Source organism: Rhizobium sp. BK377, from assembly GCF_014193935.1.
In the GTDB taxonomy this organism is placed as follows: Bacteria; Pseudomonadota; Alphaproteobacteria; order Rhizobiales; family Rhizobiaceae; genus Rhizobium.
This window is the reverse complement of sequence record NZ_JACIAC010000001.1, coordinates 1,355,049-1,374,247: the sequence shown is the minus strand read 5'-3', so window position 1 is coordinate 1,374,247 and position 19,199 is coordinate 1,355,049. Positions and strand designations below refer to the sequence as shown.

The 19,199-nt window shown below is 59.5% G+C and carries 18 protein-coding genes; 9 read left to right on the top strand and 9 right to left on the bottom strand.

What is annotated here, in order from left to right:
* Positions 1 to 27 precede the first annotated feature (27 nt).
* On the top strand, positions 28 to 2,313 hold the full coding sequence (locus FHT92_RS06795) for an NADP-dependent malic enzyme (RefSeq protein WP_183823363.1): 2,286 nt from the start codon (positions 28 to 30) through the stop codon (positions 2,311 to 2,313).
* A 375-nt stretch (positions 2,314 to 2,688) separates the two neighbouring features.
* Here the strand turns inward: FHT92_RS06795 and FHT92_RS06790 are convergent, their stop codons facing one another.
* The 5 genes from FHT92_RS06790 to FHT92_RS06770 all read right to left on the bottom strand — a co-directional run bounded on the left by FHT92_RS06790 (position 2,689) and on the right by FHT92_RS06770 (position 8,417).
* Complete coding sequence (locus tag FHT92_RS06790; protein WP_183823361.1) at positions 2,689 to 3,564, bottom strand: GNAT family N-acetyltransferase; 876 nt, start codon at positions 3,562 to 3,564, stop codon at positions 2,689 to 2,691.
* Between the two features lie 108 nt (positions 3,565 to 3,672).
* Positions 3,673 to 5,757, bottom strand: a complete 2,085-nt coding sequence (locus tag FHT92_RS06785) for a hybrid sensor histidine kinase/response regulator (protein WP_409527145.1) — start codon at positions 5,755 to 5,757, stop codon at positions 3,673 to 3,675.
* A 205-nt stretch (positions 5,758 to 5,962) separates the two neighbouring features.
* The gene (lspA, locus tag FHT92_RS06780; RefSeq protein WP_183823357.1) at positions 5,963 to 6,469 is read right to left on the bottom strand and encodes a signal peptidase II; all 507 of its coding nucleotides are present in this window, start codon (positions 6,467 to 6,469) and stop codon (positions 5,963 to 5,965) included.
* Positions 6,466 to 7,323: a TrmH family RNA methyltransferase gene (locus FHT92_RS06775; RefSeq protein ID WP_183746201.1), complete on the bottom strand. Its 858-nt coding sequence runs from the start codon at positions 7,321 to 7,323 to the stop codon at positions 6,466 to 6,468. Before FHT92_RS06775 ends, lspA begins: the two co-directional genes overlap by 4 nt.
* Positions 7,320 to 8,417 carry a class I SAM-dependent methyltransferase gene (locus FHT92_RS06770; RefSeq protein ID WP_183746204.1) on the bottom strand — a complete coding sequence of 366 codons (1,098 nt, stop codon included), beginning with the start codon at positions 8,415 to 8,417 and terminating at the stop codon, positions 7,320 to 7,322. The genes FHT92_RS06775 and FHT92_RS06770 overlap by 4 nt, the downstream gene beginning before the upstream one ends.
* Positions 8,418 to 8,532: 115 nt before the next feature.
* Between FHT92_RS06770 and FHT92_RS06765 the strand changes: the two genes are divergently transcribed.
* Both FHT92_RS06765 and FHT92_RS06760 read left to right on the top strand, forming a co-directional pair.
* A complete protein-coding gene (locus tag FHT92_RS06765) occupies positions 8,533 to 8,985 on the top strand; it encodes a CoxG family protein (RefSeq protein ID WP_183823846.1) in 453 nt (150 codons plus the stop codon).
* A 32-nt stretch (positions 8,986 to 9,017) separates the two neighbouring features.
* Positions 9,018 to 9,461, top strand: coding sequence for a GNAT family N-acetyltransferase (locus FHT92_RS06760; RefSeq protein ID WP_183746210.1), 444 nt, complete (start codon positions 9,018 to 9,020; stop codon positions 9,459 to 9,461).
* A 6-nt stretch (positions 9,462 to 9,467) separates the two neighbouring features.
* On the opposite strand, the gene FHT92_RS06755 is transcribed toward FHT92_RS06760, so the two are convergent.
* From FHT92_RS06755 to sppA, 3 genes are all read right to left on the bottom strand, one after another.
* Positions 9,468 to 9,800, bottom strand: coding sequence for a LapA family protein (locus FHT92_RS06755; protein ID WP_183823355.1), 333 nt, complete (start codon positions 9,798 to 9,800; stop codon positions 9,468 to 9,470).
* A 100-nt stretch (positions 9,801 to 9,900) separates the two neighbouring features.
* Positions 9,901 to 10,200, bottom strand: a complete 300-nt coding sequence (locus tag FHT92_RS06750; RefSeq protein ID WP_003544934.1) for an integration host factor subunit beta — start codon at positions 10,198 to 10,200, stop codon at positions 9,901 to 9,903.
* Between the two features lie 30 nt (positions 10,201 to 10,230).
* Positions 10,231 to 11,181, bottom strand: a complete 951-nt coding sequence (gene sppA, locus FHT92_RS06745; protein ID WP_183823353.1) for a signal peptide peptidase SppA — start codon at positions 11,179 to 11,181, stop codon at positions 10,231 to 10,233.
* 214 nt (positions 11,182 to 11,395) lie between these two features.
* Here sppA and lptC point away from each other — a divergent pair, with 214 nt between their 5' ends.
* From lptC to ptsN, 6 genes are all read left to right on the top strand, one after another.
* The gene (gene lptC, locus FHT92_RS06740) at positions 11,396 to 12,061 is read left to right on the top strand and encodes an LPS export ABC transporter periplasmic protein LptC (protein ID WP_183746219.1); all 666 of its coding nucleotides are present in this window, start codon (positions 11,396 to 11,398) and stop codon (positions 12,059 to 12,061) included.
* 13 nt (positions 12,062 to 12,074) lie between these two features.
* Positions 12,075 to 12,722: an LptA/OstA family protein gene (locus FHT92_RS06735; RefSeq protein ID WP_183746222.1), complete on the top strand. Its 648-nt coding sequence runs from the start codon at positions 12,075 to 12,077 to the stop codon at positions 12,720 to 12,722.
* A 16-nt stretch (positions 12,723 to 12,738) separates the two neighbouring features.
* Positions 12,739 to 13,539 (top strand): LPS export ABC transporter ATP-binding protein, encoded by an 801-nt coding sequence (gene lptB, locus FHT92_RS06730; RefSeq protein WP_183823351.1) that lies wholly within the window; start codon positions 12,739 to 12,741, stop codon positions 13,537 to 13,539.
* Between the two features lie 155 nt (positions 13,540 to 13,694).
* The gene (gene rpoN, locus FHT92_RS06725) at positions 13,695 to 15,242 is read left to right on the top strand and encodes an RNA polymerase factor sigma-54 (RefSeq protein ID WP_183746228.1); all 1,548 of its coding nucleotides are present in this window, start codon (positions 13,695 to 13,697) and stop codon (positions 15,240 to 15,242) included.
* A gap of 323 nt (positions 15,243 to 15,565) precedes the next feature.
* On the top strand, positions 15,566 to 16,147 hold the full coding sequence (hpf, locus tag FHT92_RS06720; protein WP_183746508.1) for a ribosome hibernation-promoting factor, HPF/YfiA family: 582 nt from the start codon (positions 15,566 to 15,568) through the stop codon (positions 16,145 to 16,147).
* Positions 16,148 to 16,218: 71 nt separating this feature from the next.
* Entirely contained in the window at positions 16,219 to 16,683 is a 465-nt protein-coding gene (ptsN, locus tag FHT92_RS06715; RefSeq protein WP_183746231.1) for a PTS IIA-like nitrogen regulatory protein PtsN, read from the top strand.
* Between the two features lie 76 nt (positions 16,684 to 16,759).
* Here ptsN and FHT92_RS06710 read toward each other — a convergent pair whose 3' ends face one another.
* Entirely contained in the window at positions 16,760 to 19,096 is a 2,337-nt protein-coding gene (locus FHT92_RS06710) for a methyl-accepting chemotaxis protein (protein ID WP_183823349.1), read from the bottom strand.
* Positions 19,097 to 19,199: the final 103 nt, after the last annotated feature.

Genomic DNA, 19,199 nt, shown 5'->3' with positions numbered 1-19,199 from the left:
CGTCACCCACAGACGTTTGGAGGAGGCATGTCGCAGATGGAGAAGAAAGAACGGCCGGTGACCTCTGTTACCGACAAGGAAGCGCTCGAATTTCACGCGATGGGCCGGCCCGGCAAGCTGGAGATCAACCCGACCAAGCCGATGGCGACGCAGCGCGACCTCTCGCTGGCCTATTCTCCCGGTGTCGCTGTGCCGGTCAAAGCCATCGCCACCGATCCTGCTACTGCCTACGACTACACGACCCGCGGCAATATGGTTGCCGTCATTTCCAACGGCACGGCTATTCTCGGTCTCGGCAATCTCGGCGCGCTTGCCTCCAAGCCGGTCATGGAAGGCAAGTCGGTACTCTTCAAGCGTTTTGCCGATGTCGATTCCATTGACCTTGAAGTCGATACGGAAAATGTCGACGAATTCATCAATTGCGTGCGTTTCCTCGGTCCGTCCTTCGGTGGCATCAATCTGGAAGACATCAAGGCGCCGGACTGTTTCGTCATCGAAAGCCGTCTGCGCGAGCTGATGGATATTCCCGTATTCCATGACGACCAGCATGGCACTGCGATCATTGCCGCCGCCGGCCTTATCAACGCGCTGGAACTAACCGGCCGCGATCTCAAGACCACCAAGCTCGTCTGCAACGGCGCGGGCGCTGCCGCCATCGCCTGTGTCGAGCTCATCAAGTCGATGGGTTTTGCACCTGAGAACATCATCCTCTGCGATACCAAGGGCGTCATCTATCAGGGTCGTACCGAAGGCATGAACCAGTGGAAATCGGCGCATGCGGCAAACACCGATACCCGCACGTTGGAGGAGGCGATGAAAGGCGCCGATGTGGTGTTCGGCCTGTCGCAGAAGGGCGCCTTCTCCGAAGAGATGATCCGCTCCATGGCCGACCGGCCCATCATCTTTGCCATGGCCAATCCCGATCCGGAAATCACGCCGGAAGAAGTTGCCCGCATCCGTGATGACGCCATCATGGCGACCGGCCGTTCGGATTATCCGAACCAGGTCAACAACGTGCTGGGCTTTCCTTATATCTTCCGGGGCGCGCTGGATGTTCGTGCCTCGACCATCAATGATGCGATGAAGATCGCAGCCGTCAAGGCGCTGGCCAGCCTGGCGCGCGAAGACGTGCCCGACGATGTCGCCGCCGCCTATCAGGGCAACCGCCCGCGTTTTGGCGCTCAATACATCATTCCGGTTCCCTTCGATCCGCGCCTGATATCTGCCATTCCGGCCGCGGTTGCCGAGGCGGCGATCGAAAGCGGCGTCGCCCGCAAGACCATCACCGACATGGCTGGCTACAAGCGAGAGCTGTCGGCCCGCCGCGATCCGATCGCCTCCACGCTCGCCAGCCTTTATGAGCGTGTGCGCCGTCACCCGAAGCGGGTGGTTTTCGCCGAGGCTGAAGAGGAGCAGGTGCTCCGCGCCGCCATGTCATACGCCAATCAGCAGCTTGGCACCGCCATATTGCTCGGCCGTGAGGACCTGATCCATGCAACGGCAGAGCGCGCCGGCATCGACCTCAATCGTCCGGGTCTTCAAATCGTCAACGCTCGTATCTCGACCCGCGTCGAGGCCTATATCGATTATCTCTACGCCCGCCTGCAGCGCAAAGGCTACCTTCACCGCGACGCGCAGCGCCTGATCCATAATGACCGCAACCATTTCGCCGCCACCATGGTGGCGCTTGGCGATGCTGACGGCATGGTGACGGGCATCACCCGCAACTATTCGACGGCGCTGGACGATGTGCGCCGCTGCATCGATCAGAAGCCCGGCCACCGCGTCATTGGCGTGTCGATCGCTCTTTGCCGCGGCCGTACGGTCTTCGTTGCCGACACCGCGGTTCACGACATGCCGACGGCCGAGGAGCTTGCCGATATTGCCGAGGAGGCCGCAGGTCTGGCGCGCCGCATGGGCTACCAGCCGCGCGTCGCTTTGCTCGCCTATTCCACCTTCGGCCATCCCTCGGGGGAGCGATCCGAACGTGTGCGCGAAGCAGTGAAGATCCTCGACAAGCGACGCGTCGATTTCGAGTATGATGGCGAAATGGCCGCCGACGTTGCCCTGAACCGCAAAGTGATGGAGCAATATCCCTTCTGCCGCCTCTCCGGACCGGCCAACGTCCTCGTCATGCCGGCATTCCACTCGGCATCGATCTCGACCAAGATGCTGCAGGAACTCGGCGGCTCGACAGTCATTGGCCCGATCCTCGTCGGCCTCGACAAGGCAGTGCAGATCACCGCGATGGGCGCCAAGGACAGCGATATCGTCAACATGGCTGCCATCGCGGCCTACGCCGCCGGTTCGTGACAACAGGAAGGGCGGACCGCGTGCGTGGTCCGCCTTAGGGCGGCCTGACCTGCAGAAGCGATCAGATTATCATCTGGACCGCAAACGATGAATATTCGCGCGCCCCAGGTCTCCGGCCGCCGCGGCTTATGAAACGAAGCGCCGTTTGCAGTGTATTCAAGAAAGCGCCTTCACGTCATCAAGCGTAATCGTCGCCGAGAGAATATCCCTCTCGCGCTGGCGAAGCTTGCCAGCCTTCTTCTTGAGATTTCCGACATTCGACATGGCGCATGGTGTTAATGTTGTAGGCGGGCATAGCCCAGCTGGCATTGCCGATGCGCCTTATTGAAAACGCCGAACAGAATGAATTAACGAGACAGTCGTCAGGCAGTCGCCTCAACTTGAGAAACGGCCTGCATCCGCGCCGTAATAGTTCAGGTACCGGTCGGAAATGCTCGATATCGGCAGCACGATCAGCACGTCGGTCGTGTTGAAAGCCTGATCGACGACGGCGCTGGAGCCGACCATCGCGCCGAGGCGCAGGTAACCCTTGATGAGTGGCGGCAACGCCATCAGCGCCTTCTTCGGATTGACGCCTTCGGGCGGCATCAGGTCCATGTCGCGGGCCAGATGCGGCAGGGCGCCAACGGCCCATTCGCCTTTGGCGAGCACGCTGTGATAGAGGAAGGATAGCGCCAAAGCGTGGCGTTCGGGGTGAACGCCCGGGAAGGAGGCGCAGCCGAACATGGCGCTCATGCCATGTTTCAGCGCATAGGCCCAATTACCCTGCCAGAGCAGTTCGACGGTCCGCTTGGTTCGGTATTCCGGCAACACGCAGGAGCGCCCGAGTTCCATGAAGCGCTTGTCGGGATGACGGGCAATGAGCTCGTCGATCGCAAATTCCGAAGCCGAGTAAAAACCGCCATTTGCCATGGCGACGTCCTGCCTGAGCAGACGGTAGGTGCCAACGATCTGATCTTCGGCATCGCCTTCGATCGATCGGTCGAGAACGAGAAGGTGGTCGCAGAAGGCGTCATAGGCATCGAAATCCCGCTCACGGCGCATCGCGTCCGCCGGCAGCTGAGCCTTCATTTCTTCGACGAAAACGCGATAGCGCACAGCCTGCGCGGCATCGATCTCCCGCGCGCTGCGGGCAAGGCGAGTCTCCAGATTGCCGATGCGGCCGAGAACATCGCCTTCCTTTGGCGCGGCTGCCGTCGATGGCCGAGCGGCCTCGGCAGTGGCGTCACAATTAAGGATGTCAACAGACATAGCGATTCTCCCGTCTCCGGCTTATCACACGCCATAAAACACTTATGTACGACAGGAAAGTGACATACCGAATTTATGCACGCAAGAAGCGTGCCGATCTTCTCAGCTTCAGCGCACCTCAGCTCGACGGGCTGAAAGAGCAACAACTGCCTGTACTTCGGTGAGCAGCCTGACCGGATCCACCGGTTTTACCATGACGCGATTGGCGCCGTTGAGCAAGACCTGCCGCCGTGATTCGTCGCTCTTGTCCGCTGTCAGAACGATCACCGGTACGGGCTGAAGATCGAGCCGCCTTTCGTGTCCCCGCAGGCGTCCGAGCATATCGATGCCGTTGCCGCCGGGCATGGAGAGATCGCTGATGATGATATCAGGCCTGTCGTCACCCAGCGCATAATCGAGCAGAGTTTCGAAATCATCCACATGCCTGACGGAGTGGCCGCCTTTTTCCAGCATGACGCGCACCAGCATGGCGTTGATCGGATCGTCCTCGCCGAGGAGAACGGAAAGACCGCCACCCATTGCCGTCCGTTCTGCAATGGATGGGCCGAGGCCGGGCTGATTGTCGTTCAGCGCATCACGCTTTTCCATGCCGCGCATGCGTCCGCGCAGCACGTCGATCAGCGACTGCTCGCGCAACGGCCGGATTAGCCACGCATCGAAGAGGTCGAGCGAATAGGAGTTCCGCTCTTCCGGATTGACGAGCAGCACCTTGCGCAGGCCGAGCGCCGCGATCTCTGTGCGATCGGCAATATGCAGCGAGAATTCTTCGGACATGCGGTGATCGACGATGATATCGGTCGGCCGCTCGCCGCTGCGGGCGAGTGACAGCAGGCTCTCGCGCGCTGCGTCGCCGCCGGCGACAAGGTGGCAGCGCCCGCCGAGCGTCGTGATCGTCTCGGCGATCGCCGTGCGCGCTGCACCAGCCGGGGCAAGCAGCACGATGCTGTTTCCCGCCAGCAACGCGCTCCGGCTGGCTTTATCCTCTTCCGAAAGTTCAACAGGGAAGCGGATGGTAAATTGGCTACCCTTGCCCCTCTCGCTTGCAACTGTCAGCGAGCCGCCGAATTCCCGCATGATGCGGGCGGAGATTGCAAGGCCAAGGCCGGTGCCGTTGCTCTTCTGGGCAAGCGAACCGCCTTGTTCGAATTCCCCGAAAATGCGCGCCTGCTCCTCTGCCGCCATGCCAGGGCCGGTATCGGTCACTGATATCAGCAGCTCGCCGGCGCCTCTCGAAACGCGGATGAAGACGCCGCCTGCCTGCGTGAACTTGACGGCATTGCCGATGACGTTGAAGAGCACCTGCCGCAGCCGTGCCGGATCGAAGCTCATCAGCTCCGGCACGTCGGAGGAAACCGTCGCGCCGATCTCGATACCCTTCTCATGGGCGCGATGGGCGAGCATCTCCACGACGCTTTCGACGAGCTTGCGCAGCGATTCCGAGCGCGGATGGAGCTGGAAACGGCCAACCTCGATGGTGGAGAAGTCGAGCAGATCCTCGACCAGCTGCGTCAGCGCATGACCGGACTGGCGGATGCTGGTCAGATAATTCTGCTGTTCCTGCGTCAGCTTCGTTTCGGAAATCAGATGGGCCATGCCGAGAATGCCTGACAGAGGCGTGCGGATTTCGTGGCTGACGGTTGCGAGCAGCCGCGATTTGGCGGCGCTGTTATATTCGGCCTTCTGCAGCGCCTCCTCGCGGCGCTCTGCTGCAAGCCGCTCTTCGGTCACATCCCGTGCGATGCTCTGCAGAAGCAGGCGCCCGTTTGCCGGATCGCGGGTCACGACATCGTGCCAGAGATAGATGCGTTGCCCGGTCGGTGTCGAAATCTCCACATCGTAACGGTGCGGCTGCGGTCCGGGACGGAAGGCGAGGCCGATCTCTTCGCAGGTCTGGCCTTCGGGTGTGGCGCGTCCGGTGAGATTACGGAACGTCTCATTTGCGCCGATGATCCGCCGGTCCATCATACGGGTGACGACGATATCGCCGAGCACGTCATGGACTGTACCGAGCAGGCCGGTCACATCGATGCGTTCTGATGTTTCCCGGCCGCCGCCGCCCGGTCTCTGTCTATTCTTGAAAAGAACGGCGAGGTAGCCGACGATGGCGGCAAGCAGGACAAAGCCGAGACCGGCCAGAAGTGAATCACCCCAATGGAAGAGAAGCAATAATAGGATCGCCGTCAGCAAGCCCACTCCGCCGAGCCAGTAGAAGAGCAAGGGCTGATGGGGGCGAACAGGAGGGGGCGACACGAATTGGCCCGCTGTTCGGCCTCGATCAGACCTAACGGCGGCTCCGCCGAATGTAGCGGACAATCGTTCCTGAAACTGCGCCAGACTCTGCATGCAGATCAGCTAACATATTGCCCGTTCCGAATGTTTTCAGGAATCCGCTAAAAGTTTAATGGTCCGTGTTTTTCGGCTTCGGCAGCATCTCATCGAGAATGACGCAGCCGGCGCCGACGGTGATGAAGCTGTCCGCAAGGTTAAACACGGCGAAGGACCAGGTTTCCGTGTGAAAGAGGATGTAGTCGATGACATGCCCATAGGTGAAACGGTCGACGAGGTTGCCGATCGCTCCGGCAATGATGAGCGCATAGCCGAGATGGGCCAGCCAGCGGTCCTTGGCGGTGCGGCGCCAGAGATAAAGCACGAAGGCGACGATGGCCAAACGCATGCCGACAATGAACCAGCCATCCATGCCGGAAAGCATCGAGAAGGCGACGCCGAGATTGTAGGTGCGGTAAAGGGCCAGCATCGGAATGACGGGCACGGCTTCCTGCAGCGGCAAATAGCGATCGACGGCGATCTTGACGATCTGGTCGAGGATAACGGCGATCACGATGAAGATCAGTATTGGCAGGGGGCGCGAGAAGAGCGCCGGGCGTACGATCGTCTGGTTGGTCATTTGCCCTCGGTCAGTGAGAGGAGATGGCGGCGTGCTTCAAAAAGCATGACGGCTGTGGCAACCGCGAGATTGAGAGAATCGGCGCGGCCTTGCTGCGGAATGCGGGCAAGCGCATCCGCTTGCCCGGCAAGCTGATCCGGCAGCCCGGATTGTTCGTTGCCCATCAGCAGCACGACCGGCTTCTTCTTGTAGTCGATCGTACGATAATCGACAGAGCCCGCAAGATGGGTCGCGACGATCGAAACGCCAGCCTGCTTCTTCCAGGCGATGAATTCCTCCGCCGTTGCGCGGGAAACCGGAACCGCAAAAATCGAGCCCATCGTAGCGCGCACCGTTTCCAGCGAAAAGGGATCGGTCGTTTCGCCGACGAGGATGATACCGGAGGCGCCGGCAGCATCGGCAGTGCGGATGATCGTTCCGAGATTGCCGGGATCGCGCACACGGTCGAGCGCCACCCAGGTCTCGCCCTCCTTCGGCCTGATATCCTTCAGGGCCCTCCAGCGGCTTTCGAAGATGCCGACCACCATCTGCGGATTGTCACGACGTGTGATCGAGGAGATCACTTTCTCGTTGACTTCGAGCACGAGCCCGCCCGAAGCGACGGTCTTTGCCGCCATCTGCTCGACGAGTGACTTCCCCTTGGCGGCCTTGGCGTAGACGAGCGTGCGGATCGTCCAGCCGAGCTCGATCGCATCGATGACGAGCTTCAGACCTTCGGCGATGAAGGTGCCGCTCTCCTCGCGCGACTTTTTGTTCGTCAGCGCTTTGATGTCTTTAATGATCGGATTGGCAAGCGAGGTGACTTCCTTCACCTGCCCGACCCTGCGGGGGCCACGATCATGGAATTCGGTCATTTCGGCACCCAGCGGGAAAAGAGAGAGGTCGAGAGCGCCCGGCCCGGTGTTTTGCCGTCCAGCCCCGCTTCACGAATGACAAGTTCGCCGGATTCGACGACGCCGCCGGCACCGCGCATCGTCTCGCGCATCAGTTCATGGATGGAGTAGAAGCTTGCCCGGATCGAATAGGCCGTCAGCACGAGGCCAACCGCCTTCGGCGACAGAATTTCCCGGCAGATGTCCAGCATCAGCGGCAAATGTTCGAAGAGATGCCAGACTTCGCCGTTCGGTCCGCGGCCGAATTTCGGCGGATCGGTAAGGATGATGTCGTACTGGCTGCCGCGGCGTTCTTCGCGCAGGATGAATTTCATCGCGTCCTCGCAGATCCAGCGGATCGGCAGCTTTTCCATGCGCCCCAGCGCCTGGTTTTCGCGCGCCCAGCCGATCGCCTTCTTCGAGGCATCGACATGGGTGACTTCCGCGCCGGCAGCGGCGGCGACCAGAGAGGCGACGCCGGTATAGCCGAAGAGGTTCAGCACCTTCAGCGGGCGTCCGGCGCTTTCTGCCTGGCTCTTCATCCAGCTCCAGTGAACAATCTGCTCCGGGAAGACGCCGACATGCCGGAAGGAGGTGAAACGGCCGAAGAAATCTACACCGAGCAGGTTGAGCGGCCAGGTTTCGCCAAGGGCTTGCTTCGGAAAACGCCAGCGGCCGGTGCCTTCTTCATCAGTATCGCCGGTGAAGGCAGCATCGGCCTTCTCCCAGACATGGGTGGGCAGCGATGGCTGCCAAAGCGCCTGTCCCTCAGGCCGCACGACCCTATAGGGGCCATATTGTTCAAGCTTCTGGCCGTTGCCGCTGTCGATCAGATGGAAATCGCCCGCACCCGTCGATTCCAGGATGACAGGCACGCGCTCCGCCGGCCGTTCGCCGTGGCGCGCCATAAGCGGGCGTTCGATTATCGCTGGAACGGCTGCCGGCGGGCGCTGTTCGCGCGCCGGTGCCGCCTTAATTGCCGTCTTTTCCGGCTTTGCAGGCCGCACATCGGAGCGGCGCCCGCCGGAAGGGCCTGTCGCTATCTTCGCGCCAAGCCGGCGTTCTCTTTGTTTCAACGTGGTCTTCCGCGTCTTAAATTCACTTGAGCCAGTGCAAATAGCATCCCGCCCGACCTTGGCAAAGCGCTTTCCCGTTATGATATGCTCCGGCCATGGAAACGGGGAATTGCTGATGGACCTGATAGGGGAGGAACGCATTGCTGCACCGCGGGACGTAGTATGGGCTGCCATGAACGATCCCGATATCATCAGGCGGTGCATTCCAGGCTGCCAGAGCGTGGAAAAGCTGTCACCCACGCAATTCCTGGCAACGGTGAAAGTTGGCTTCGGCCTGTTTTCGGTGACGTTTAACGGTGAGATCAGGCTTTCGAATGTCGATGCGCCGCGCAGGTACACCATCGCCGCGGAAGGGCGGGGCGGCATCGCCGGCTTTGCCAGGGGCGAAGCCGATGTCGCCCTGGAGGACGAGGGTCTGCATACCCTGTTGCGTTATAAAGCTGATGGGGACACGGGCGGCCGGCTCGCCGAACTCGGCGGCAGATTGATCCGCGCAACATTGGAAAAGCTCGCCCGCCGCTTTTGGGGAAATTTCAATGCGGCGATTATTGAAAAGGCTGCAAGCTAGACACCATGCATAACTCGTTTCACGCAAGATCCATGAACTGGAAAATCCGGCCGAACCGCCCCGAAGACACGATAAAGCTTGCGGAACTCTATCTGACCGTTCGGCGGCAGACTTTCACTTGGGTCGACCCCGGCAAATTTCACAGAGAGGACTTTGCGGCCCATACCAATGGCGAAGTCGTTTCCGTCTGCGAGGCACCTGACGGCAGGATAGCCGGTTTCATCTCGATCTGGGCGGCGGATGACTTCATCCATATGCTCTATGTCTTGCCCGAATTTCAGGGCAAAGGCGCGGGAGCCGCCTTGCTGCAATCGCTTCCCGCCTGGCCGAAACACACATATCGGCTGAAATGCCTCGTCAACAACAGCCACGCAAAGACCTTCTATCTGGCGCACGGCTTCCAGGTCACCGGCAGGGGCGCCTCGACCGAAGGCGATTATGAAGAGCTGAGTTTCACTCCCGCAACGACGGAATAGCGGCAATCACCGCGAGGGTAATTGCCCGGCGATCTCTTCCGCCCGCGTCTTATGGCGGTCAGCTTCACCCTGCCAGCGGATTGCTTCCTTAGCTTCTACGCGTGCGCGCCTGCGGTGTTTGCCTTGATTGAACCAGGTCGCAGCAGAGCCCACCAGCATGCCGATGATGAAGGCGATCAGCAGGAAAACGAAGAAGGGCGCGGCCAGGGAAAGAACCTGATCTTCCGGCCGGAACGGATTGAAGGCGAGCGTCACACTCTGCCGGTTGGCGACGCAGAAGATGATCAGGATGATACCAAGCGGCAGCAAAATCAAAAGGTTGATGATCTTCTTGGTCATTTCGTTCTCCGCGCCGGTTTAGCGAAGGCAAGCTTCATGGACGCCAGAATAGAAGTGCGGCGGCGAAGTTCAAGTGCGGCGTGATGCGCGGTGTCGAGGATCAATCCTCTTCGTCTGCCTGTCCGGGATTCAGGCGCTCGCGCAGTTCCTTGCCAGTCTTGAAGAAAGGAACCCACTTCTCCTCGACGAAGACCGTATCGCCGGTGCGCGGATTGCGACCGGAGCGGGAAGGGCGGTTCTTTACGGAAAATGCGCCGAAGCCGCGCAGTTCGACACGGTTGCCGGCGGCAAGCGCATCAGTGATCTCGTCGAGGACCGCGTTGACGATATTTTCCACATCCCGATGGTAGAGATGCGGATTGCGTGCCGCAACTATCTGCACCAATTCGGACTTGATCACGGTCGCCCCCTTAAATTATTGATTTCTTATTCAATCCTGGCCAACCTGCCAAACTGAAAGCAGCCCGTCAAGGAGCAACTTTGGGGGCAGGATGCCGTTCAGATCCTGGCCTTTGACAAGATCGCCATAACCAAGGATCGTAATCAACCGAGAAACAGCTTCAGCGAGCAGAAATGGCGTGTTGCTCTTCTTGTCCCAGTCGACGACCGGCAGTTTGGCGCTGACGTTTCGCGAGGTCAGATAGGCGCGGATTTCCGGCTCTCCGCCGATGGCGTCAATGAGCTTCACCTTGAGCGCTTGTCGGCCTGTGTAGATAGTTCCATCTGCAAGCTTCAGCACCTCATCGTGCGGCAATTTGCGCCGGTCCGCTACGAGGTTGACGAACCAATCGTAGCTGTCGAGAACCATGTTGCGGATCATGGCCTTGGCTTCCTCGCTGGTATCGTGGAACGGCGAGGGTTCGGCCTTGAGCGGAGAGGATTTGATCTCCTGCAGCGAGACGCCGAGCTTGTCGAGAAGTGGCTGGACCTGCGGATACTGGAAGATGACGCCGATAGAGCCGGTGATCGAACTTTCGCCGGCGATGATCGTATCGCCTGCCGTCGCGATCATGTAGCCGGCGGAAGCTGCAAGCGTCCTGACGTCGGAGACGACGGGCTTCTTCTCTGCAATAGCCCGGATCGCCTTGAAAATCTTTTCGCCGCCATAAGTCGTGCCTCCGGGCGAGGAAATCGAGATCACGACTGCCTTGACCTGATCATTGTCCTTGATCTTTTCCAGCCGCTCGAGCAGCTCGTCATCGTCGGTGATCAGCCCAGAGACAGTCACATGGGCGACATGCGGCCGCGCGGTGCTGCCTTCGCTGAAGGCAAAATTATAAAGCGCAAAGCCGAGCGCAACGAGCAGCACGACCGCGGTAAGGCGCCAGAAGCCAAGTCTGCGGCGCAGCAGCCGGCGGTCTGCGATGATCGAGCTGTCCATTTCAACCTCCAGAGATGCAACCCAGCGGTCGCCGCTGAGGAAATAAGGCGCAAGCTGCCGCGAGAAAATGCCCGGAAACCCGCTATTTTCGGTTTAGTTGCTTGTTGCAGAAAAAAATCCATATTGGCAAGCCAATGTAATAATGCGAAACGAACTGTGATTGACGCTGGCATCGCTATATAAGCGGCGCAATCATCACACACGGACCAGGCATATGCTCGATACCCTCAGGAATAACGGGAAGCCCGCATACGCAGGGCCAAAGGACAGCGCCTATGGCCTTGCCCGGTTCCATTCCACGCGTGTCCGTCGCCTGAAGTTCTTGCTGCCGGTCGCAGCTCTCATTATTTCCTTCATCTTCATTGCGGTCTCGGTGATCCGCACGTACCTCCCGGAAACCATCAAGATCGAGGGCGCCAAGATCGAAAACGGCAAGGTGGTGATGGAAAAGCCGGCGATCGCCGGACGTAACTCCGACGGCATCAACTATTCGATGCTCGCCGAACGCGCTCTTCAGGACATCCGCAATCCCGACCTCATCACGCTCGAGACGATCAAGGCCGCCGTACCGATGAATGACGGTCTGATGGCTCGCGTTACTGCCGCAACGGCAGATTTCAATCGCGCGACCGACAACCTTCACATGACGGCGCCGTTCACGCTCGTCTTGAGCAGCGGTCTGGTTGCGAATTTTCAGTCCGCCCATCTCGATATCAAGGGCGGAAACATGTCGACCGAGGATCCCGTCAGAATTACCAAGGACAATACTTCGATTGTTGCGCGCACCATGAATATAACGGATAAGGGGCGCGCGATCACATTCGAGGGGAATGTTCGCATGAATGTTGAATCATCCACCATCCATAAACAGGGCACCTAAAGAGCCGGGTCACATGACAAAAGATTGTCGCATTTCAACTTGCAAGACTGGCGTAGCTTTCATCACCGGCGCGCTTGCCTTCGTTCTGTCGGTCGCGGGGGCGGCCGCCCAGTCGACGACGATGCCAGGTATGAAACTTTCCAGTGATCAGCCGATCCAGATTGAAAGCAACAAACTGGAAATCCATGACCAGGAGCACACGGCGCTCTTTACCGGCGACGTCAAGGTCGTTCAGGGTACGACGACGCTACAGGCCGGCAAGATGACGGTCTATTACAAGGATAAGGCGAAGCAGCCCCAAACGGGCGGCGCTGCCCAGCCGGCACCTGCTGCCCAGCCGGCACAGGCTGCTGCCGAACAATCGAACTCGCTTGCTTCGGGCAGCGCGGATATCGATAAGATTCTGGTGACCGATAAGGTCTACCTGACCTCGGGAACGCAGACCGCAACAGCCGATGATGGCAATTTCGACATGACCTCGCAGGTCTTTATCCTTACCGGCAAGAAGGTCGTGCTCACCGACGGACCGAACGTCTTTACTGGCTGCCAGCTCACGGTTCACATGGCGACCGGTCAGGCAGAGCTTGAAAGCTGCGGTGGTCGTGTCCAGATTCAGCTCGACCCGAAATCGCAGCCGAGTCAGCAGCCAAAGCAGAACTGAGAAGTCGGCCTTTCACGTGAAGCTATTCTCCTTATCCACCAAGTCCGGCAGAGCCGCGACGGAAGCCGCGGCTCCTGTTGACAAGGCCCGTTATCAGGGAACGCTGATCGCACGCGGTCTGACCAAGACCTATGCGACGCGCCGTGTCGTCAATGGCGTTTCGCTGGTCGTGCGGCGTGGTGAGGCCGTGGGTCTTCTGGGACCGAACGGCGCTGGTAAGACCACTTGTTTCTACATGATCACCGGTCTTGTGCCGGTCGATGAGGGAACGATTGAAATCGACGGCAACGACGTGACGACGATGCCCATGTATCGCCGCTCCCGCCTCGGTGTCGGCTACCTGCCGCAGGAAGCCTCGATCTTCCGTGGGCTGACGGTGGAGGAGAATATCCGCGCCGTCCTCGAGGTGCATGAAAAGGACAAGGCGGCGCGCGAGCGCAAGCTCGACGAATTGCTCGAGGAGTTTCACATCGCGAAGCTCCGCAAGAGCGCGGCTGTGGCTCTCTCGGGCGGTGAGCGCCGGCGCCTGGAAATTGCCCGCGCGCTTGCGACCGACCCGACCTTCATGCTGCTCGACGAGCCCTTTGCCGGTGTCGACCCGATCTCGGTTGCCGATATTCAGAACCTTGTGCATCATTTGACGGCACGCGGCATCGGTGTTTTGATCACCGATCACAATGTGCGTGAAACGTTGGGGCTGATCGACCGCGCTTATATTATTCATGCCGGCGAAGTGCTGACCCATGGGCGTGCGAACGATATCGTCAACAATCCGGAAGTGCGCCGGCTTTACTTGGGCGACAATTTCAGTCTCTGAACCAGTCCCGGACGACAGAAAATTGCGGCTGCGGCATAGTTCCGCTTGACCAAATAGGATAAAAAAGCAATTTTTGGGCCAACTCGGATTTCCGTGGCCCGAAGCCTTGATCGGACGCGGTTTCCTGGAGGAGTCGAGGGAGTTTCGCGTCCGCCATGGCCCTGTCTGCCAATCTTTTTCTGAGACAGAACCAGTCCCTGGTGATGACACCGCAACTGATGCAATCCATCCAGTTGCTGCAGATGACGCATGTCGAACTCACTCAGTTCATCGCCCAGGAAGTGGAGAAGAACCCGCTCCTGGAATTTCCGTCGGGCGAAGGCGAGGGCGGCGAACGCGGCGAGGCTGCGGACGAACCACACACTCCGCAAACGGATGATGCGGGTGACGGAGAATATGAGGACCCTAGCGAAACGCTGTCCGGCGACTGGTACGATAATGGCAGCTCAAGCCGGCTGAGCGACGAGCTGGATTCCAATTACACCAATGTCTTCCCTGATGACGGCGCGCCGCAGCGTCTCGACGCACCGGAACTCATCAGCCAGTGGAAATCGATGCCGGGCAGCGCCGAAGGTGCTGACAATTACGATCTCGACGATTTCGTCGCAGGCCAGGTTTCCTTACGTGATCATCTCGCCCAGCAGATACCCTTCATACTGCCCGATATGGCCGATCGCCTAATTGCCCAGAATCTCGTCGATCAGCTCGACGATACCGGCTATCTGCAGGCAGATGTCGCGGAAGCCGGCGAGCGTCTCGGTACCGACGCAGCAGACATCGAGCGCGTGCTCTTAGCGCTGCAGACGCTCGATCCGCCAGGCGTCTTTGCCCGCAGCCTTGCCGAATGTCTGGCGATCCAGCTTCGCCAGAAGGATCGTTTCGATCCCGCCATGCAGGCGCTGGTCGAAAATCTCGAACTGCTGGCACGGCGTGACTTCATCACCCTGAAGCGCCTCTGCGGCGTCGATGAGGAAGACCTGCTCGAGATGCTCGCCGAAATTCGCCAGCTCAATCCGAAGCCAGGCAGCGGTTTTGAGGCTGGCGTTTCAGAGGCGATCATGCCTGACGTCGTCGTTCGCCCTTCCTCGGATGGCGCCTGGCTGGTCGAGCTCAATCCGGATACGTTGCCGCGGGTTCTCGTCAATCAGTCTTATTTCTCGCACGTAGCGAAGAACGGCGAGGATCATGCCTTCCTCTCCGAATGTCTGCAGAGCGCCAACTGGCTGACGCGCAGCCTCGACCAGCGCGCCAAGACCATCATGAAGGTCGCAAGCGAGATCGTGCGCCAGCAGGATGCCTTCCTCTTGCATGGAGTGGATCATCTGCGGCCACTGAACCTGAAGACGGTGGCCGAGGCGATCAAGATGCATGAATCGACGGTCAGCCGCGTCACCTCGAATAAATACATGCTGACGCCACGCGGCCTCTTCGAGCTGAAGTATTTTTTCACGGTTTCGATTAGCTCAGTCGAGGGCGGCGACAGCCATTCTGCCGAAGCCGTTCGCCACAAGATTCGCGCGCTGATCCTGCAGGAAAGTCCAGATGCGGTGCTCTCCGACGACGACATCGTCGATATGCTCAAGAAGGGTGGGATCGATCTCGCTCGTCGGACGGTCGCCAAATACCGAGAGGCGATGAACATCGCCTCCTCCGTCCAGCGCCGCAGGGAAAAACGCGCGCTGGCGAAGGTCGCCGGCTTCTGAGTTGCAACGCAAGGATGAGCTTTATGGCCGCCGCCAGGAATCGTTTATGGTGGAGACCCTCCCATTTCAGTGATTTCCGCTGCACGTTTTCCGTGTGTGCTGGGTTTCGTCGCGCCAGACTATTGACTTTCCGGAAAGCTGTCGCTAGAAGCCCGCCGCAATCGGAGCAGCGAAGGGCATCCGGGCATTATCCCCATCATCCTCATGGCACCAGGGACACGCAGACTTGAGCTCATCTTGCTTGAGATTGCGCGAAGTGCTTGGATGAGGTTAAGGCTTGGCGTAAACTGATACTCGCAAACGACCATAAGAAGGGAAACTCCATGAGTGTGCGTGTATCCGGTAAACATATGGAAATTGGTGACTCGTTCCGTCAAAAGATTGAGGACCAAATTGGTTTGGCCGTCACGAAATACTTCGACGGGGGATATTCCGGCCAAGTGATCGTGGAAAAGTCGAATTCTCGTTTTTCCGCCGATTGTAAGCTTCATCTCGATAGTGGCGTCGTGCTGCATGCCGCAGGCGAGGCCATGGATCCGCAGATTGCCTTCGATGCGGCATCCGAGCGTATCGAGAAGCGCCTGCGCCGCTACAAGCGGAAGCTCAAGGATCACCACGCCGGAAATCATCTGAACGGCAACGGCTTTGCAGAAGTCGCCTATACCGTCATGGATGCGGTTCCCGATCATGAAGACGAGGTCCCGGACGATTTCGCTCCGGCCATCGTCGCCGAAAGCACGAAGCAGCTCAAGACGATGTCTGTCGCAACCGCCGTCATGGCGCTTGACATGACCGACGAGCCGCTTCTCCTGTTCCGCAGCCCCGGCAAGGAACAAATCAACATCGTTTACCGTCGTCACGACGGAAATATTGGCTGGATCGATTCGGCCAATATCAAAGGCTGAGATCAGGACGAGGGAGCGGCGCAAGGTGCTGCTCTCTCAAATCCTGATTTCGGCGACAGAAGGAAAAAGAAATGGCATTGGCAGATTTGCTGCACCAGGATGCGATCATTCCCGCCCTCAGGGTAAATTCCAAGAAACAGTTGCTTCAGGAATTGGCAGCAAAAGCCTCCAAAACGACGGGGCTTTCCGAGCGGGAAATCTTCGATGTGATCCTGCAGCGCGAACGTCTGGGCTCGACCGGCGTCGGCAACGGCATCGCCATTCCCCACGGCAAGCTCGTCAATATCCACTCCATCGTCGGTATTTTCGCTCGGCTGGAACAGCCCGTCGACTTCGAAGCGTTGGACGATCAGCCCGTCGATTTGGTGTTTCTGCTTCTGGCGCCCGAAGGTGCGGGCGCCGATCATCTGAAGGCGCTTTCACGCATCGCCCGCGTCCTGCGCGACCATGATCTGGTCGCCAAGTTACGCGCGACCGATTCCGCATCCGCGATTTATGCCTTCCTCAACGAAGAGCAGACGTCGAACGCTGCCTGACGTCTGACGATCTGCCCTGAATGCAAAAAAGGCGCCCGAGGGATCAGGCGCCTTTTTCTTGTCATGCGTTCAGCAATCAGAACTCTTCCCAATTGTCCTGAGCGACAGCGGTCGAGCCGAGCGACTTGGCAGCGGCCCGGCGCGGCGCCGGAGCAGCCGCGCGTTGTGCCGGAGCAGCCGGCGCACGCATCTGCTGCGCGGTGGAGCGCAGTGCCGCTGCATTACTCTGCCCGGAGACACGGAAGCGAGTGACCAGCTCCTTCAGCGTCTGAGCCTCGTCGTTCAGCGTCACGCTGGCTGCGGTGGTTTCTTCCACCATCGCGGCATTCTGCTGCGTGACCTGATCCATCTGGTTCACGGCTTGGTTGATTTCCTTGAGGCCGACGGCCTGTTCGCTTGCCGATGCCGAGATCTGGCGGATGAGGCCGTCGATGCCCATCACCTGTTCGGCGATCTTGTGCAGCGTATCGCCGGCGCGGCCGACGAGGTCGACGCCTTCCTTGACCTGCACGGCCGAGGTGTTGATGAGTGTCTTGATCTCCTTGGCGGCATTTGCCGAACGCTGAGCGAGTTCCCTGACTTCCTGTGCCACGACCGCGAAGCCCTTGCCTGCTTCGCCGGCGCGGGCCGCTTCGACACCCGCATTCAGAGCCAGGAGATTCGTCTGGAAAGCGATCTCGTCGATGACGCCGATGATGCGCGAAACTTCCGTCGAGGACTGTTCGATGCCGTGCATGGAGGCAATCGCCTTCTTGACGACTTCACCTGACTTCTCGGCGTCTTCGCAGGCGAGATTGACATTGTCGGCCGCCGTACGGGCATTCTCGGCGCTGGAATTGACCTGGGCAGTCAGCTCGTTGAGCGCCGCTGCCGTCTCTTCGAGGCTCGCCGCCTGCTGCTCGGTACGCTTGGCAAGATCAGAGGCGCTGTTGCTGATTTCACCTGTGCCGGAGCCGATGTTGACGACGCTGAGGTTCATCGTGTTGATGGTTTCCTCAAGGCTTGCAAGAGCGGCATTGAAGTCCTGCTTGAGCTTGCCGTATTCGCCGGGGAATTCCTCTGTGATGCGGTGGCCGAGATTGCCCTGTGACAGTTCGGAAAGGCCCGCGCCGACGATCGAGACGATGTGACGCTGCAGGTTGACCGATTGTTGGCGTTCCGATTCCGAGCGGCCGCGTTCGGTTTCGGCCGCAAGGCGCTGGCTGTCCGCCTCGGCTTCGAGGCGCCGCGTATCCGCAAGCGCGAAGCGGAAGCCTTCGAGAGCCTTGGCGACCGAGCCGATTTCGTCGGCACGGTTCTGGCCGGCGACCGTCTCGTCGTATTTTCCGTCGCTCAGCCCCTTGACGCTGGAAACGAGACCGGCGAGCGGACGCTGAACAAGCGTGCGGACGGCGAAATAGAGCGCGAGCAGCACGGCTCCGAGCACGATGATGCCGTTGATGACCATCATGAAGGTCTGGTCCTGAACCGGCGCATTCATTGCCGTGTGCGGGACGTCGACCAGCACGACCCAGTTGGCGTTCAGGCCGGGTACGGCGAAGGGATAGACAACGCGGTCGAATGGATCGAGGCCGTCGAAGCTCAGGTTCTTGACGAGGCCGACCTTCATGGACGAAAGCGCAGCCTTTACGTCAGCCGAGCCGGGATTGTCGCCATAAGGCTTGGACATCAGGTTGGGCAGCGGAGCAACGATCCAGTTGCCGTTCTGGGCGATCAGCGTCACGCGGCCGGAGCCGAAGGGGCGCAGTGCCTGCACCTTGTCAGTGAGCGACTTCAGCGAAATATCGACGCCTTCCACACCGATCATCTTGCCGCCGGACATCACCGGATAGGCAATCGAGGTCAGCAGGGTCGGAACGTCGGTGCCCTCGGCGAGGTAGGGCGCCGTGATTGCGCCCTTACCGCTATCGGCAGCAAGCTTCCACCATTCGGCAGTGTAATCGTTTTCGAAGGTCGAGAACTGGATGTCGCCGGTCCTGTTCTTCGACCAGTAAGGCGTGAAGGCGCCAACCTTGTTGGTGCCTTCGTCGTTGTTGTTGGCGATTTCCGTAGTCTTGCCATCGAATGCGCCGAGCTGTTCGCAGAACCAGCTGCCGAAGGCGAAAGCGTTCTGTTCGAGGTTGGATTTCAGAATGCTGATGATGCCCTTGCGGTCGAGGATCTTGCCTTCATGTCCGCGCCCGACGACGCCCGACATGGTACGGGCAGCGCTCGCCAGCTCGCCGACATTAGCGGCAATCTCATTGGCGATCGACTTGGCTTCCGAGTTTGCCTGATCGAGCGTGAGGGTCTGAACGCGATTGCGAGTCTGATCGATGAGGAAGAGGTTTGAAGCGACAAGCACCAGTGCGATGGCAACACCGGTAATGACGATAAGTTTCGCCGCAAGCGATTTCATTCTGAAAATGAACATGTGTTCCTCGGGCAAGGACGCGCCGAAGGGCCATTCTTCGGCACAGCGGGTAAGGCGTCGCTCCATCATGGAGCAGCCATAAATAGGGGCGAACCACTATCGC

Coding starts and splice junctions, on each gene's coding strand:
- FHT92_RS06775 (WP_183746201.1), bottom strand. CDS start 7,323: ATGACCGAATTCCATGATCGTGGCCCCCGCAGGGTCGGGCAGGTGAAG.
- sppA (WP_183823353.1), bottom strand. CDS start 11,181: ATGGACAGCTCGATCATCGCAGACCGCCGGCTGCTGCGCCGCAGACTT.
- FHT92_RS06735 (WP_183746222.1), top strand. CDS start 12,075: ATGACAAAAGATTGTCGCATTTCAACTTGCAAGACTGGCGTAGCTTTC.
- FHT92_RS06710 (WP_183823349.1), bottom strand. CDS start 19,096: ATGTTCATTTTCAGAATGAAATCGCTTGCGGCGAAACTTATCGTCATT.
- FHT92_RS06765 (WP_183823846.1), top strand. CDS start 8,533: ATGGACCTGATAGGGGAGGAACGCATTGCTGCACCGCGGGACGTAGTA.
- FHT92_RS06795 (WP_183823363.1), top strand. CDS start 28: ATGTCGCAGATGGAGAAGAAAGAACGGCCGGTGACCTCTGTTACCGAC.
- hpf (WP_183746508.1), top strand. CDS start 15,566: ATGAGTGTGCGTGTATCCGGTAAACATATGGAAATTGGTGACTCGTTC.
- FHT92_RS06760 (WP_183746210.1), top strand. CDS start 9,018: ATGAACTGGAAAATCCGGCCGAACCGCCCCGAAGACACGATAAAGCTT.
- rpoN (WP_183746228.1), top strand. CDS start 13,695: ATGGCCCTGTCTGCCAATCTTTTTCTGAGACAGAACCAGTCCCTGGTG.
- lspA (WP_183823357.1), bottom strand. CDS start 6,469: ATGACCAACCAGACGATCGTACGCCCGGCGCTCTTCTCGCGCCCCCTG.
- FHT92_RS06790 (WP_183823361.1), bottom strand. CDS start 3,564: ATGTCTGTTGACATCCTTAATTGTGACGCCACTGCCGAGGCCGCTCGG.
- lptC (WP_183746219.1), top strand. CDS start 11,396: ATGCTCGATACCCTCAGGAATAACGGGAAGCCCGCATACGCAGGGCCA.
- ptsN (WP_183746231.1), top strand. CDS start 16,219: ATGGCATTGGCAGATTTGCTGCACCAGGATGCGATCATTCCCGCCCTC.
- FHT92_RS06755 (WP_183823355.1), bottom strand. CDS start 9,800: ATGACCAAGAAGATCATCAACCTTTTGATTTTGCTGCCGCTTGGTATC.